The following is a 17703-nucleotide window of genomic DNA, read 5'->3' on the forward strand; positions in this document are numbered from 1 at the left end:
ATGTTTGTTGCTTTATTTTGATAACTATAAGTGCTATAATCTATGTGATAAAAATATAAATTATTTATTGGAATAATTAGAAATTATTGAATAAAATTTTAAGTAAAGGGTGGGCCTATATGTTCAGTGACAATGAATATGTGAATGTGTTTACGGATATGATGTCGGAAGGTTTTATAGTTATAGACAACGAAGGTAAAATACAAGTATATAATAAAAAAGCCAAAGAGATATTTGGAATAATATATAATCAACATATAAGCCATGAAAGAGGAGCTATTAAAAAGGGAGATATTGTAATAATCGGAGACAATTCATTATCTCGGGATGACGGAAACCTTACTTATTCTTCATTGAAATGCATAGGAATAGAAGATAAGGGAATAGACACGGGAGATGCATTAATAGCTGTGGGCGTTTATGATGTTTGCGGAGTAAAGCCCGTATATTTGCATAAAAAGAAAGACAAACATCAGGAGACGCTAAAGTTTAAAACAAATTTCATTGATATGAATATCAGCGTAGTTATTGACTTTACAAATAAAATTATAACCATCGAAATTGACGGAGAAAAATATACTATGAATTATATAAATGCTGTAGGACATATAGTTATATTAGATGGTAAAACAAAAAAAATGAAATTTTATCAGTCTCCCGGATATACAGCAAGAAGAGAAAGCATAAATGATATATTGAAGGGAGAAATCTATAGGGCCAAAGGAGAAAATTTTGAAATACTTAATATAATAGGAAAGGATATATTTGAAATACACAAAGGAAGTTCGACGATCAAGGAATTTTTGGAAGTAGCTAAAGGCAAAGATTTAAGTTATTCTGATGAGTTCAAGGAAATCAATGGTATTCCTACGATGTGTACTCTTTTACCTGTTGATAAGAATGGTAAAAGAATAGGAGCTGCATTAATTGTTGAAGATATTTCTGAAATCAAGAGAGTAATAAAGGAGAGAGATGAGGCTCTTCAAAGTCTGGAAGAAGCTGAAAAGAAATTACTTGAAGGAAAAAGCCGACAGAAATATTTTCCTGAAATAATCAGTGAAAGCAAAGAGATGGAATATGTAAAGAATCTTGCTATTAAGGCATCAAGAACTAATTCCACCGTATTGATAATGGGAGAAAGCGGAACAGGAAAAACTCTTTTAGCAAAAGCTATTCATGATAACAGCAAAAATAAAAATAACCCTTTTGTTCACGTTAATTGTGGTGTAATAGCAGAAAGCCTTCTTGAAACAGAATTGTTCGGATATGAAGGGGGAGCTTTTACCGGAGCAAAAAACGAGGGCAAAAAGGGATTCTTTGAAATCGCTGAAGGAGGAACCATATTTTTAGATGAAATTGGAGAAATACCCTTGAGCTTACAAGTAAAACTTCTCCAATTTCTTCAAGATAAGAGTTTTTATCGTGTTGGAGGAACAAGGAAGATTAAAATTGAAACCAGAATAATAGCTGCTACAAATAAAAATTTAGAGGAAGAAATGCTTAGAGGAAGATTTAGGGAAGATCTATATTACAGGATAAATGTATTTCCCATATATATACCTCCTTTAAGAGAAAGAAAAAATGATATATACCCATTAGTAAATTCAATGCTTCCAAATATTTGTAAGAGAATTGGAAGTGAAGATAAAAGGATGTCTGGGGAAGCATTCAATATGCTTTTAAAATACCAATGGCCCGGGAATGTAAGAGAATTGGAAAATATTCTTGAAAGGGCAATAAATTTATCAGAGGGTAGTACCATTTTGTCCAAGAATTTGACCATAAATATAAAAGAACAGGATAATTTTAACGGGGATAGGATAGTTCCCTTAAGGGATATTGTAAAATATTATGAAAAGAAATCAATAGAAAATGCTCTTAAATATTTTAATGGGGATAAGAAAAAAGCAATGAATGCTTTAGACGTAAGCAAAACTACTTTTTATGAGAAGCTGAGAAAATATTCAATTAATTAATGCGGAAATAAGGAATATGTACTTTTTTTAGGAAAAAATTTTAATGTTGATATAATGAAAAAATTCCAATAGCTATTGAATTAATTTGATTTTTTTATTACGAAAATTCGGAAAATAATATTTTGAGAATGCCTTTTTTATAACCCATAGGAAAGTCATGATCTCCTTAATATATGGTTGAACTAAAATGGGTTTCAAGGAATGTATCCTTAGTATATTAAGATTTGATAGAAGCTTTTTTTATATTAAAAATAGGAGTATGTAATGGATATCAGAATTGGCATATTAATTGCTTAAATTAACATAAAAGAAATTTCAGAAAATTCTTATATTGTTTTACTATGAATAATTAATTAAGGAGGTATCAAAAAATATAGGGCTGCGATTAAAATATTAGAGGGGGGATGATACGGTATGAAAAGAATAATGGCTTTAACTATGGCATTACTGATTTTTTTGGTTGGCTGCGGATCAAGCAAAGAAGGGGACGACGAAGCACCTCAGGAGTACACGACAGCTTATGCGCAGGAAATAGAGACTTTAAATTATCTGGTTACCGCATCGGAAGTAGAATATGGGCTGGCGGCTAATCTGATAGATACTTTAGTTGATTATGACAGATATGGAGTGATAGTGCCTTGTTTGGCAACTGAATGGAAATTATCCGACGATAATTTGACATGGACGTTTAAAATTCGTGAAGGAGTTAAATGGGTAACTAATGAAGGCAAAGAATATGCAGAGGCTACGGCACAGGATTTTGTAGATGCTATGAAGTATATTTTGGATTCCAAAAACGAATCCCAAACGGCTAATGTAGTTTATGGCGTTATCAAAAATGCGGAAAAATATTATAATCAAGAGATTACGGATTTTGAAGAAGTGGGAGTAAAAGCGGTAGATAAATATACTCTTCAATATACTCTTGAAAAGCCTACACCTTATTTTTTGTCAATGCTTAATTATTCGTGTTTCTTCCCTGTTAACGGAAAGTTTTTAGCCGAAAAGGGAGATAGATTCGGTACGGACAATACGAATATTTTATACAATGGCGCTTATATACTGGAAACCTTTGAGCCTCAGATCAGAAGGATTCTTGTTAAAAATGAAAATTACTGGGATAAAGACAATATCTTTATTGCGAATATAAACTATATATATAATAAGGAATCATCTACTTTATCGCCGGAACTGTTCCTTCGAGGAGAAGTAAGCTATGCCGATATTCCTTCTTCGGCTCTTGATGAATGGATGAAGGATTCTGAAAAAGAAGCTCAAATTCGTCCCAATAGAACCAGTTTCTTTACTTATTTTTATGCATTCAATTTTGACCCTAAATTTTCAGAAGAATATGAACCACAGAATTGGAAAATTGCAGTTAATAATGTAAATTTCCGCAAATCAATATTTCATGCTTTAGACAGAAAAGCAGCTATGCTCACTGAAGAGCCTTATGATCCCGAAAAGCGGATAAGTAACACAATAACGCCTAAAAATTTTGTAAGTGTAGATGGAGTTGATTACACTCAATTGGATGGTTTGGCCGAGATTTCAAATACCGATTCTTTCAATAAGGATTTGACTTTGAAATATAAAGAAAAAGCGGTAACGGAGCTTAAAGAGGCAGGAGCAACATTGCCGATAAAGATATTAATGCCTTACAATACAAATAGTACAGAATGGGCTAATCGTGCTCAAGTAGTGGAACAACAACTTGAAGGCTTGCTTGGCAAAGATTATATTGATGTAATAATAGACTCAAAACCACCTACAGGATTTTTGGGAGAAGTGAGGCGTGCAGGAAAATATGCAATTCTTGAATGTAATTGGGGACCGGACTATGCCGATCCGGAAACGTATACAGGGCCTTTTATGGAGGAAGGAACATATAACTGGCCTGAATTAGCAGAAGGTTATAAAGAATCTAACGGTAAAAATAAATATGAAAATATGATAGTGGCAGCAAGAAATGAAGTATTAGATATTAAAAAGAGATATACATTATTTGCAGAGGCAGAAAGTTTCTTTATAGATGAGGCTTTTGTTATTCCTTATGCAATTGGCGGCGGCGGATATTCGGCTTCTAAATTGAACCCCTTTGAATCTCCTTATTCACCCTTCGGCGTTTCTTCTTTAAGGTTTAAAGGACAAAAGGTTATGGAGAAGTCAATGAATTCGGAAGAATATGATAAACAATTGAAACAATGGGAGGAGAACCGTACTAAGGCATTAAAAGAAGCAGGTCAATAGAATAAGAGGTGAATGAAATTAATGCAAGGGCTATAGCCATAGTCCTTGCATTAAAATTAACTTATATTGCGATCCTTTGAAAGCATAATTATCGGATGATAATCGGAAAGGAAGGAGAAACATGTTAAAATATTCGTTAAAAAGATTATTTCAATCTATGGTTACGCTATTAATTGTTATAACAATAGTTTTTTTCTTATTGCGTCTGATGCCGGAAGAGGGATATTTTGGAGATAGTTATGAAAAACTTGATGAAGCACAAAAGGAAGCAATATTAACTGGCATGGGACTTAGAGACCCTCTGCACGTACAATTAGTAAATTTTTATAAAAACATTTTATCGGGAGATTTAGGAACATCGACCATATATAGGCCTAAAGTGCCTGTAATAGAAATACTCAAGAGTAAAATCCCATATTCTCTTGAGTTTGGGTTGTCTGCTATGGCAATTTCGTTGATTTGTGGAGTGTCTATGGGAATACTGATGGCACGAAGTAAAAATAAAGTTTGGGATAAAATCGGAACGGGATATATTGTAATTATAAATGCTGTTCCCGCGGCAGTTTATTATTTATTTATTCAACTTTATGCCACTGATATTTTTAAGCTTCCGATTCTTTTTAAACAAAGTGATCACCTTAGCTGGATACTTCCCGTTATTTCCATGTCCTTAGGAAGCACGGCTTCTTATGCCATGTGGATGAGAAGATACATGGTAGATGAATTAAATAGGGATTATGTAAAATTAGCAAGGGCTAAGGGATTTAAAGATAAAAAAGTCATGGTGAAGCATGTTTTGAGAAATGCCTTTGTGCCTATGGCACAATATTTACCTGCTTCCCTTTTGTATACCATATCCGGTTCCATATATATAGAATCCTTATATTCAATACCCGGAATGGGAGGTCTTCTTGTAACGGCTATTCAAAGGCAGGATAATCCTTTGGTTCAGTCACTTGTTCTTATTTATTCTTCAATAGGCATAATTGGCCTTTTCCTTGGAGATATACTTATGGCATCCTTTGATCCCCGTATTAAATTAGAAGGCAAGGGAGGTGCGAGATAATGGGAATAGGAAACAAAAAAATAACTAAGCTCGCTGAAGGGATCAACGAATCTATTAAAACGGATGAAGCCTTGTTTGATTTTGAGGAATATGATGATTCCTTGGCAGAACGTACAGGATATTCCAATTACTCTTACTGGAGGTCCACATTTTATGTGTTTATAAAAAATAGAGCCGCGTTATTTTTTTTAATCATAATGATCGCTCTTTTAGTTTTTACATTTATTCAGCCTATACTTCCCAATCAAAAGTCACCTACTCAAATTTATATTGATCCGGCTACCAATATGCAGCTTAGGAATCATCCTCCCGATTCGGAATTTATATTTGGGACAAATTCCATAGGTCAAGATCTCTGGTCCCGTATATGGAGCGGAACCCGTACCTCTTTAATGATTGGACTTTTAGTAGCTATATGGCAAGCTATAGCGGGAATTACCATAGGGGCATTGTGGGGCTATGTCAGAAGTCTTGATCGTTTTATTACTGAGGCTTATAATGTCATTGATAATATACCTACAACTATAATTTTGATATTGCTGACCTATATAATGCGTCCCAGCATAGGGACATTAGTTTTTGCAATGTGCATAACCGGATGGCGCGGAATGGCATTGTTTGTCCGTAATCAAATAGTAATTATAAGGGACAGAGAATATAATTTAGCATCTAAATGTCTCGGAACTCCAACTCGAAGAATTATAACCAGGAACCTTCTTCCCTATTTAGTTTCCGTTATTATGCTGAGAATGGCTTTAGCTATTCCGGAAGCCATAGGTTCCGAAGTATTCTTGACTTATATAGGCCTCGGGTTGCCAATAAGTATTCCATCCTTAGGGAATCTGATAAATGAGGGTAGAGTTGTTATGATGGTCTCATCGTTGCGTTATCAGCTAATATTTCCTGCAATAGTTATATCAATTATAACAATATCTTTTTATGTAATCGGAAATGTATTTGCCGATGCGGCTGATCCAAGAAATCACATATAGGAGGGGATGATATGATGGAAGAGAATGTTATATTATCCGTAAAAGACCTTGTAGTTAAATTTAAATTAAGAGGGAGGATTTTAACGGCTATAAGAGGGATATCTTTGGATGCATATGAGGGCGAAAGCTTAGCAATAGTAGGAGAATCAGGATCAGGCAAATCAGTTTTTACTAAGACCTTTATGGGGCTTTTGGATAAGAACGGATGGGTGGACTTCGGAAGCATAGAATATAAGGGTAAAGATATAACAAAATATAAAACTGAAAATGATTGGATAAAAATTAGAGGGAAAGAAATAGCAATGGTATTTCAAGAACCCATGACTTCTTTAAATCCTCTTAAAACCATTGGAAAACAAGTTGAAGAGACTATAATTCTTCATCAAGGGTTAAGAGGGGAAAATGCTAGAAAAGCAGCGGTGGATATTCTCAAGGATGTAGGAATTCCTGAACCGGCGAAAAGATATTCCCAATACCCTCATGAGTTTTCAGGAGGCATGAGACAGAGGGTTGTTATAGCGATTGCTATTGCCTGCAGACCCAATATTCTTATATGTGATGAACCTACTACTGCCCTGGATGTGACTATACAAGCGCAGATATTGGAACTTTTAAAAAACTTAAAAAGAAAATATAGCCTCACCATTATATATATTACTCATGATTTGGGAGTAGTAGCTAATGTGGCAGACAGAATTGCCGTTATGTATGCCGGTGATGTTGTTGAAATAGGTACTTGTGAAGAGGTTTTTTATAATCCTCAGCACCCTTATACCTGGGCACTTTTGTCATCCCTTCCTCAGTTGGGGATTAAAGGCAAGGAGTTGTATACTATTAAAGGAACTCCTCCCAATTTGTTTAATGAGATAAAGGGAGATGCATTTGCTCCTCGTAATCCGAGAGCGTTAAAAATAGATTTTATTAAAAAGCCTCCTTATTTTTCAGTAAGTCCTACTCACAAAGTTAAAACTTGGCTTTTGGATCCCCGTGCTCCAAAGGTAGAGCCGCCGGAGTCCATAAAGATGTTGAGGTCGCAATGGAAGGTGAATAATAATGGAATATAATAAGAGAGAAGTACTATTGGAAGTTAACAATTTATGCATAGAATTCGGAAGAAAAAAGAAAAACAGATTTAGAGCCGTTGATAATGTGACTTTTGAGATTTATAAAGGTGAGACTTTTGGACTTGTAGGAGAATCCGGCTCTGGGAAGACCACTATAGGGAGAGCAATTATGAGATTAAATGAAACATCTAAAGGGGATATAATTTTTAAAGGTCACCGTATTAATGGCAAGATCGGTAAAGAAATGGATAAGGAATTAACCAAAGAAATTCAGATGATATTCCAAGATCCTATGGCATCTCTTAATGAAAGAGCAAAAGTGGATTATATAGTATCGGAAGGATTATATAACATAAAAAATTATAAGAATGAAAAGGAGAGAAAAGAAAAAGTTGAAAATGCTCTTTTAGACGTAGGGCTTATTCCGGAGTTTGCCAGTAGGTTTCCCCATGAATTTTCGGGAGGGCAGAGACAAAGAATAGGAATTGCAAGAGCTTTAGTAATGGAACCGGAATTTATTATAGCAGACGAACCCATATCTGCTCTTGATGTTTCAATACGGGCCCAAGTTTTAAATCTTTTGTCTAATCTTCAAAAGAAAAAAGGGCTGACTTATTTGTTTATAGCTCATGACCTGTCTGTCGTAAGGTTCATATCAGATAGGATAGGAGTAATCAGGAAGGGAAAGATAGTTGAACTTGCGGAAACAGAAGAACTGTTTCAGCATCCTCTTCACCCTTATACTCAAGGACTTCTTTCTGCAATACCGCTGCCTGATCCTGTGAAGGAAAAGCATAAGATACTGAAGGTGTATGATCCGAAATGCCATGATTATGATAAGGATAAACCGGAATGGGTTGAAATAGGGAGAAATCATTTTGTTTTGGCAAATAAGAGGGAGCAGGAACAATATAAGAAAGTATTAAAAGAGTTTAACTGAGATTAAATTTGTAGTTAAGGAGTGATTTAAGAATATGAATATAAAAGACGATTTTACTCATGGAATTATAATTAAAACATTGTGCCCATTGAAAAAAAGTCCCGAATTTGGAACGGAAATGGTGGATGAATCTTTATTTGGAAGGAAAATCAAAATATTAGAAAATGTAGACAATAACTGGTATTATGTTGAGACTGACTATAGGTATAAAGGATATGTAAATAAAGATTATATATATGTAAATGATAAAAAAACAAAGAATTGGATGGAAAATGCAAACCATACTGTTTGCTGGAATATCGTAGATGTAATGGCGGAACCTAAGTTCCAGTCATATCCTCTGATTCGGCTTACAAGAGGTGCTATAATTAAATTGACGGGGAAGGAAGAGGAACAATGGGTTCAGATGGAATTCCCTCAAGGAGATAAGGGCTGGATTAGAAAGGATTTTGTAAAAGAGAAGGTGAACATAGGGTCTGTATATCGAGAAGAGGATATAAGAAGAAAAATAGTAAATACGGCTCTTTCTTATATGGGAACTCAATATAAATGGGGAGGAAAATCTCCATTGGGAATAGATTGCTCCGGCTTATGTGCCATATCATATTTAATTAACGGAATAATAATTTATAGGGATGCCCAGATAAAAGAAGAGTTTAATATGAGAAGAATAAAAAGGAAAGATATGAAATTGGGAGATATGCTTTACTGGCCTGGTCATGTGGCGATGTATATAGGAAATGAAAAATATATTCATTCTACGGGAAAGTCCAGTGGAGTTGTTATAAATAGTCTCAATGCTGAAGATGAAAATTATAGAGAGGATCTTGCAGATATAAAAGAAGTCGGAACGATATTTTAATAATCCATTATCCTGAGATAACCATGTTTACAAAAAGCAAAAACAGTTATTTGATTGGATAATTATTATGTAATTGACATTTTTGGAGATTAGTGATATCATAAATAAACAATTTGAAAATACTCATGAGGGAGTAGTTAGCGCATAAAATGTGTGCGTGATAAGTCAACATGCTGACTGATAACAGTCTGGCTTGTCTTAAATAACGAGACTCATGTATAACTTTAACGGCTATACATGGTCTTGTGGGATTCTTTTTATTTATAAGCTCAGGTATTGCCGTAAGGATTATACCTGAGTTTTTCTTTTTGTAAATACAAAATAACGGGAGGTTACAAAATGAATTTATCAGAACTGTTTCTAATTGCTATCGGACTATCCATGGATGCATTTGCTGTATCAATTTGTATTGGCTTATCTCTACAAACAGTCAGTCTGGAAAAGTCGCTAATTGTAGGATTGTATTTTGGTACGTTTCAAGCTGTAATGCCATTAATCGTCTACTTCTTTGGTTTTCAGCCGGCAGATAAAATTGCAGCTTTCGATCACCGGATTGATTTTATTCTTCTTGGATTTATCGGCATTATCACATTATTATTTTCAATGGCAGGCGTGAAAATAGGTAATGTATTTGGGTCGAAGTATAAATCAGGAGCTGAGCTTATTGGAGGTATTATTCTCATACTTATGGTATTAAAAATCATACTTGAACACACAGGAATACTTGTCATATAGATAGTTTAATGATTTTTGTTTCTGAATGTTTTTGGATTCTTCACTGAATTGTGTTATATTTTTCATAAATTTTCTATTTTAGAATACATAGTAAATTAATAAGGTTTGCAGGTTGATATAAATATTATGGATATAAAAGTTTTCAAACAGGCTGATTCAGAAAAGATTTTTGTAGTTTTTGAGTATTTATAGTATAATTTTGGTATACTATAAATCTAAAAATAGAAATGGGTGAATATGATGAAAAAAATGATTATCGTGGTTTTAGCCTGTTTATTGATTTTTCTTCTTGGCTGCAAAGGAAAGAATATAGATATACCTGATCCTAATGATGAGAAAAATTCAGAACATGTGGAAAATCCAGACGAAATAGCTGAAAAAATAAAATCCATGACTATTGAAGAAAAAATCGGTCAACTTGTTATGATAGGAATTGAAGGAGAAAAGGCTGATGAAAATATAAAGGAAATGATAGAAAGCCGACATGCAGGAGGCATTATTTTATTTTCCGGCAATATAAAGAGCGCAGACCAAACCTTAGAATTACTTAATAATTTAAAGGATTTAAACAGGGGGAATATACCTTTATTCTTAGGGTTGGATGAAGAAGGGGGAAGAGTGACCAGACTTTCCAAAGAGTTTGTCAAGATTCCTTCTATGGAGGAAGTAGGGAATAAAAATGATAAAGATTATTCCTTTAGAATAGGAGAAGCTTTGGGAACAAGAGTTAAAAGTTTAGGTTTTAATATAGATTTTGCTCCTGTAATGGATATAAATTCTAATTATAAGAATCCTGTTATTGGAGACAGATCATTTGGAGATAATCCCAAGATAGTCATAGAACAAGGAGCACAAGTAATGAGTGGAATTAAATCCACAGGCGTCATATCCGTAGTGAAACATTTCCCAGGACATGGAGACACAAAAGTTGATTCCCATAAAAAACTTCCCGTAGTAGATAAAACTTTTGAAGAAATAGATAATTTTGAGTTGCTTCCTTTCAAGAAATCTATTGAAGAGGGAGTTGACGGGATAATGATAGCTCATATTTTATTCCCTAAAATTGATGGGGAGAATCCTGCAAGCTTTTCATATACCATAATAAACGATATATTAAGAGAAAAGCTTAATTACAGGGGAGTTATAATTACCGATGACATGACTATGGGTGCAGTGATGAATAATTATGATATAGGGGAAGCTTCTGTAAAATCTTTGAAAGCGGGAAGCGACATAATACTTGTATGTCATGGATATGAAAATGAACATAAAGTACTTGACACAATAAAAGAAGCAGTAGAATCGGGGGATATTAAAGAAGAAGATATTGATAAAAAATTATATAGAATTTTAAAGCTAAAAGAAAAATATGTTAATGATGAAAGGATAAATGAAGTTAATATAGAAGATATAAACAGAAAAACCAGAGATATCTTATCATATGACAGATAGGATTTTTTCTGAAGAGTAAATTTTAGTGAAAGAATTGGATTGATGAGGTGTGTGAGTATGCCAAAGAGGGTTGTATATTTTAGTGAGTTGAACAATGTTATGAAAGATGAATTACTTAAAAAGGGAAGGAGATATATAAGAGAAAATAAAGGGGATAGGTTCTACTATATACTTCCCAGCGGAAATCTAATTTTTGAATACAGAAAGATGTTTCTTGAAGGAATGCCCGGAGGATTTGATATAAATATAATTACATTTGATGACATTGCAAATAATATGATGAATTTAAAAAATAAAAAATATATTGATTCGGAGATAAAAAAATCCATATTAAATAATATAATGAAGGAATTAAAGAATGAGGGAAAAATCAATTATTATGATGATATTGCCTTTACCAAGGGATTTATAAACGATATTTCGAAAATAATAGGAAAGATTAAACAGTCCTTAATTTCTCCGGAAGATTTTTTAAAGAGATGCCCGGATACTCAATATTATAAGGAAATAGGGCTTATATATCAGGAATATGAACGTTTTTTAAATAAAAAAAATATTGCAGACAGAGAAGAAACTTTTTTTAATTTATTGGAAGACGAAAATAAGGCTAAAGGAATCTTTGAAAATTTAGACTTTATAATAATAGATCAATTTTTTGATTTCAGGCCTCAGGAATTTCAAATACTTAAATTGATGACGGAAGTGAACCTGGACATATATATAAATATGCCGTTTAAAACTGACAGATATTATAACACGGTCGGAAAAACCGTAGAGGATTTGGAAAGCATAGGATTTATCACAGATTTTAAGGATTATAAAGAAAGAAATCATTTTGAAATTATAGGAAATAAGTTATTTGGGGAAGAAAGAGAAATCTTTGTTAAAAACGATAATATAAAACTGATTAAAGCTTCCGACAACTATGCTGAGATAAAAAGAATCGCTTATGAAATCAAAAAAACGGCTGATAAAGGAATAAAATTGAATGACATAGGATTGATATTGTGTTCAAATGAATATTTAAATGTGGTTTTTAAGGTATTTAAAGAGGAAAAAATCAAATTTTCAATTAATGAAGAAAGAAAGCTTTCCGAAATTCCTCTAATAAGGGATATTCTTAATATACTTATTTTAAAGATAAATAAATTTGACAGAAAAAGCATCATCAACAGAATAAAAAGTTATTATTTTAATCTTGCGGAAGAAGGAAGCAAAGGAGAATTTTTGTTAAGAAAATTTAAATTTAAAGATATTGACGATTTGATTTTGGCCATTGAAGAAGAAAAAAATATATTTTCCGATTTTATCAAAAAAGGTAGAGATGATATGAAGGACAACTTCAAGGAGATAGGGATTTTATATGAAGCCATAATTGGGATGAGAAAAGAGGCAGATTCCATTCCTGATCAGGGAAATATAGATGAAATGATATGTTCTGTCATGGAGATAATAGAAAAATATGGATTAGAAGAAAAAATACTTGATATTTATAATGAAACGGGAGATTATGATATATTCTACAGAGATTTTATTTCCTATTCGAAAATGGCAGATATTCTTATGAAAATGAAAGAGAATATCCCCATGGTTTATGAGAACATTTCTTTTGAAAAATTTTTTCGGATATTCAAAAATTATTTAGACGATGAAAACATAGTTGAAACTATTGGAGATAAGGATGGGATAAATATACTTACTCCGCTGACTTTAGAAGGAACTGATTATAATACGGTATTTATGGCCGGCCTTTCCCAAGAAAATTATCCCGATTTAAGAGATGAAAATTTTTTCTTTTCCGAGGAAAATTATTGGAATTTAAAAGATATAGGAATAGATGTTAAAAATTATAATGAGAAAATGGACAAGGAAGGCTTTTTATTTGTACTTGGGATTACAAGATGCAGAGAAAGACTGTATTTAAGCTATTGTGAAAGTTCGGAAGATGAAGGGAGTATTCCATCCATATTTTTGGATGAATTTTTGAATTTATTTAAAGGAGACAAAATAGAAGAAAAAATAAATATAATTTCTGTAGATATGAATTATTTATTTGAACTGCCCTTTGGAGGATGTACGGCTGATGAAGGAAGAATCGGAAAGAATATAAAATGTGAAATTGAAAGGGAGAAAGGTAAATTTAATGAATACAATGGTTTTATCGATAGTAATGAAATCCAAAATGATATTGAGGGATTTCTCAGAAATAAAAAGTATTCCGTTACCTTTTTTGAAACCTATGGAAAATGCCCTTATAGATTTCTGATGGACTATATTTTAAATATTCAGGGAATGGAAAGGGATATAAAAGAATTTACCCCATTGGACAAGGGGAATATTTTTCATCAGGTATTGAAGGAATATTATATTTCCCATAAAAAGGATTTTGAGAAACATGTATCGGGAGAAAAGGCATTTGACATGAACAGTATTCCATCGGAGATAGAAAAAAGAGTTGTAAGTATTTTAAAAAGTAACGGAGTTAAAAATATAAATAAAGTTTGGCAGATCAGAATAAATTCCATTGCTGACTCTATTATTAAATTGATCGATTCGGATTTGAAAAGAATTGTTCAGGGAGGGGAAAAGCTTCTTCCTTATGATTTTGAAGTGGAATTTGGTAAGGATTATGATTTTCCTTTGAATTTAAAAGACAGAACAATCAATATAATGGGGAAAATAGATAGGCTGGATAAATTTTACGGAGATGAAAAGTATGTCATATACGATTATAAGACCAGCTCTTATGGAATTAGAAATATTGATGATATAACGAAAGGCATTTCTTTTCAATTACCCGTTTATATTATGAGTCAGAAAAACAAAAATATTGTGGCGGGAGCTTATATAATTATATCCAATGGAAACGTGAGATTTCAAATAGTTAAGGAAGAGGGGAGAAAATTATTTGGTCCGAAAAGGAGGAGTGGAATTTTAAAACCGGAAGAGTGGACAAGTATTATGAATACGGAAATTGAAAATATGAATAATTATTTAAATAATATGGAGGAAGGGGATTTTTCTATAAATCCAAGGGAATGTGATGATTACTGTCCATACAGGGAAATATGCAGATATTGAGAGAAGGTGAAAAAATGGGCTTGAATGAAGCTCAGAAGAAAGCGGTGGAAACCATAGGCAGAAATGTCTCCGTAAATGCAGGGGCTGGTTCAGGGAAGACCAAAGTTCTTACCGAAAGATATGTTTATATACTTGAGAATGGAGATCTGGAAGAGGGAAAAGAAATAGAATCTATCCTTGCTATTACATTTACCAAAAAAGCAGCCGGAGAGATGAAAGAAAGAATAAGGGGGCTGATTAAAGAGAGATTTTCTCAAGGCGAAAAATGGAGGAGGCTGTACAGAGACTTGGAAAGGGGAAGTATATCTACAATCCATGGTTTATGCTCAAAGATGCTGAGGGAGAATCCGGTAGAAGCTGCCGTTGATCCTTCCTTTGAAATTTTGGACGAAGAGGGACAGGACAGGCTTTTATATGAAACCGTATACGGTTATCTTATAGAAAATGTAGAAAAAGATGATAGGGTATATAGGTTTATCTCAGAATTCAATGTCTATAATATTAATGAAATTGCAGAAATTCTTATAAAAATTTATAATGAAGTTCGAAATGCCGGTATGACTTTTAAGGATTTAAGGGAAATTACTTTGAGGAATATTGACGAAATATCATTGGACAAAAATTTGATTGAGAAGATTAAGGATGATTTTTTGTATCTTATAGAAAAGGGAAGAGCTAATTCCAAATATGCCAAGCTAAAAAATGATGAAGTATGGAATAATTTTAAGTCTTCAAGGGAAAACGAAAATATTGCGGATGCTTTGATATATCTTAAAGAATTTATAGGAAATATGAAGGGTGAAGAGGAAAGGATCGAAAGGCTGAAGGATAATGTGGACAAAGCAGTAATGATAAAAGAAAAGGACAGAAGATGGCTTTATGAAATTGTACTGGATTGTTTAATTGATATAGACAACAGATATTCCGGCAGAAAAAAGGAAGAAGGCGTTCTTGATTATGAAGACCTTCAAATAGAGGCTTTAAACCTCCTTAACAAGGAAACCATACTTAGAAAATATCAAAATAAATATAAATATATTATGGTAGACGAATTTCAGGATGTCAATGAACTTCAGAAAAATATCATATACAAATTAGCTACTGAGAAATCCGATTTGGACAGACAAAATTTATTTATAGTAGGAGACCCCAAACAGTCCATATATGGATTCAGGGGAGCTGACGTTCAGGTATTTTATGATGCAATGGAAGATATAAAAAGAGTATCGGAGATTGAGCCTATTGTATTAAAAGAAAATTACAGAACTGTGAATACGATTTTGAAATTTATAAATGAGATGTTCAAAAATATTATGGGAGATAAATATAATGAACTAAATTTTACCCATATATCTGAAAATCAAGTAGATGTAGAAATTCTTGAATGTGAAGATTTGGAAATCCCGTTGGGAGAGTCGGATTCCTATTATAATAAAGTATATGAAAGCAGAATTATAAGTAAAAGAATAAAGGAATTGGTTAAAAGCGGAAAATATACTTACGGAGACTTTGCCGTACTTTTCAGAAGTACTACAGACGATTACATATATGAAGAAGCCTTGAGAGAATATGGCATACCATACTATAATTTGGGAGGTAAAGGATTCTTCAAACAGAAGGAAATAATTGATCTGATGAACTGTATCAAAGGAATAAGCAATCCTTTTGATAATATTTCTTTAACAGGAGTGCTAAGAAGCCCAATGTTTGGTTTATCTGATGAAAGTATATATTGGCTTTTAAGGCAAGGCAAAAAGTCCATTTTAGATGCCATGAAGGATGGTTTGAATAATATTTCTTTTGACGAAAGGGAAAAGATTAATTATGCTTATAGTACTCTGTCATCTTTTATTAGAAAGAAAAATTTAGTACAACTGAATCTTCTGGTAGAAGATATAGTGAAAAGTACTTATTATGCAGAAGGGTTAAAATTTTTAAGAGGGGGAGAACAAAGAGTAGGAAATATATATAAATTTATTGAAATGTCGAGGAAATTTTATGAAAAAGAAGAAGGAACTTTAGAGGATTTTATAGATTATATTGATTACTTAAAAGAAAGAGGAATGGATGAATCCCAAGCTCAAATTCGATCTCAGGAAGAAAATGAAGTTAAACTGCTTACCATACATAAATCAAAAGGGTTGGAATTTAAGGTGGTAGTCATTCCGCAGCTGGCTAAAAAGTTTATGGAAGATAGTTCAAAAATTTTATTTGATAAAAGATATGGAATAGGGATTAAAGACGAAGAAGTTTCACCTTTTTATGATCATTTGAAAAAGGTGGAGAGAAAAAAAGAAGAAGAGGAAAATAAGAGAATATTATATGTAGCCCTGACGCGGGGAGAAAAAAAGCTCATATTGGGGATGCAGGGGAAAAACGAGGGATTTAAAAGATTTCTTAGTGAATTTCTAAATTTAGTACAATATGATAAATACGGTTCTGTTGAGACAAATGACGAAAATCAGAATGAAGAAGAAGTGATTGAAAAGAAAAGTCTCAACCAGGATAATATTTATATTTCTCCTCAGGATTCGGATAAAAGAGTTTTCAATTATTATTCTGTTTCTCAATATTTAAGCTTCAGGGAATGCAAAAGAAAGTTTTATATGAGTTATTACAGAAAATTACCGCTGAATAACAGAAATTTCAATATTAATTCGGGAAACGGGCACATTATTAGTCCTACGTTAAGGGGAGAAATCGTCCATAAGTTTTGTGAATTATATTCAAAGAATAAGGATATCGACGAATTAATAGGTAATATAGCTGAATATTACGGAGTGGGGATGTCTAAGAATGTTTTTAATGAATTATATCCGTATATAGATAATTATTTAAAATATTATAATGAAGAATATGATAAAATTTATAGAGAAAAGAGATTTTATTATAATATGGAGAATAACTTTATATATGGAATTATCGATAGGATAAATATTATAGGAGGTAAGGGGGAAATATGGGATTTTAAAACGAACAGGACAGAAGATAAAATATCTCTGATTGACAGATATAGGCCTCAGCTTCAATTATATGCCAAGGCCCTTCACGATATTTACAATATAGAAGTAATAAGAGCAAAGCTCTTTTTACTGGAATCGGGAGAATTTGAAGATATAGATGTATCGGAGAATGCTTTAAAAGAAAATATGGGTAAGATAAAGGATTTTATTCATTTTGTTTCTGGAAACGATGAAATAGAAAAATATAGCAGAAATAAAGATTGCTATCAACACTGTAATTTTTATAGAATATGTAACAGGTAAGAAAATATTTTAAATTACC

At 32.7% G+C, this 17703-nt stretch carries 11 protein-coding genes; all 11 read left to right on the top strand.

The window, feature by feature from the left end; genetic code table 11:
- Positions 1-119: 119 nt before the first annotated feature.
- The 11 genes from EQM13_RS06255 to EQM13_RS06305 all read left to right on the top strand — a co-directional run bounded on the left by EQM13_RS06255 (position 120) and on the right by EQM13_RS06305 (position 17684).
- Positions 120-1976 (top strand): sigma-54 interaction domain-containing protein, encoded by a 1857-nt coding sequence (locus EQM13_RS06255; protein ID WP_071140777.1) that lies wholly within the window; start codon positions 120-122, stop codon positions 1974-1976.
- 414 nt (positions 1977-2390) lie between these two features.
- Positions 2391-4226, top strand: coding sequence for a peptide ABC transporter substrate-binding protein (locus EQM13_RS06260; protein WP_128752279.1), 1836 nt, complete (start codon positions 2391-2393; stop codon positions 4224-4226).
- 121 nt (positions 4227-4347) lie between these two features.
- Positions 4348-5292, top strand: coding sequence for an ABC transporter permease (locus tag EQM13_RS06265; RefSeq protein ID WP_071140775.1), 945 nt, complete (start codon positions 4348-4350; stop codon positions 5290-5292).
- The gene (locus EQM13_RS06270) at positions 5292-6284 is read left to right on the top strand and encodes an ABC transporter permease (protein WP_128752280.1); all 993 of its coding nucleotides are present in this window, start codon (positions 5292-5294) and stop codon (positions 6282-6284) included. The genes EQM13_RS06265 and EQM13_RS06270 overlap by 1 nt, the downstream gene beginning before the upstream one ends.
- 11 nt (positions 6285-6295) lie before the next feature.
- Entirely contained in the window at positions 6296-7348 is a 1053-nt protein-coding gene (locus tag EQM13_RS06275; RefSeq protein ID WP_128752281.1) for an ABC transporter ATP-binding protein, read from the top strand.
- On the top strand, positions 7338-8288 hold the full coding sequence (locus tag EQM13_RS06280) for an ATP-binding cassette domain-containing protein (protein WP_128752282.1): 951 nt from the start codon (positions 7338-7340) through the stop codon (positions 8286-8288). Before EQM13_RS06275 ends, EQM13_RS06280 begins: the two co-directional genes overlap by 11 nt.
- A gap of 34 nt (positions 8289-8322) precedes the next feature.
- Complete coding sequence (locus tag EQM13_RS06285; RefSeq protein WP_128752283.1) at positions 8323-9150, top strand: NlpC/P60 family protein; 828 nt, start codon at positions 8323-8325, stop codon at positions 9148-9150.
- A gap of 339 nt (positions 9151-9489) precedes the next feature.
- Positions 9490-9885: a manganese efflux pump MntP gene (locus EQM13_RS06290; RefSeq protein WP_114218575.1), complete on the top strand. Its 396-nt coding sequence runs from the start codon at positions 9490-9492 to the stop codon at positions 9883-9885.
- A 240-nt stretch (positions 9886-10125) separates the two neighbouring features.
- Positions 10126-11337, top strand: coding sequence for a beta-N-acetylhexosaminidase (gene nagZ / locus EQM13_RS06295; protein ID WP_206172891.1), 1212 nt, complete (start codon positions 10126-10128; stop codon positions 11335-11337).
- Between the two features lie 57 nt (positions 11338-11394).
- Positions 11395-14418 (top strand): PD-(D/E)XK nuclease family protein, encoded by a 3024-nt coding sequence (locus EQM13_RS06300; protein WP_161567184.1) that lies wholly within the window; start codon positions 11395-11397, stop codon positions 14416-14418.
- Positions 14406-17684 (top strand): UvrD-helicase domain-containing protein, encoded by a 3279-nt coding sequence (locus tag EQM13_RS06305; RefSeq protein ID WP_083381947.1) that lies wholly within the window; start codon positions 14406-14408, stop codon positions 17682-17684. The genes EQM13_RS06300 and EQM13_RS06305 overlap by 13 nt, the downstream gene beginning before the upstream one ends.
- Positions 17685-17703: the final 19 nt, after the last annotated feature.

It is taken from the genome of Acidilutibacter cellobiosedens (genome assembly GCF_004103715.1).
In the GTDB taxonomy this organism is placed as follows: Bacteria; Bacillota; Clostridia; order Tissierellales; family Acidilutibacteraceae; genus Acidilutibacter; species Acidilutibacter cellobiosedens.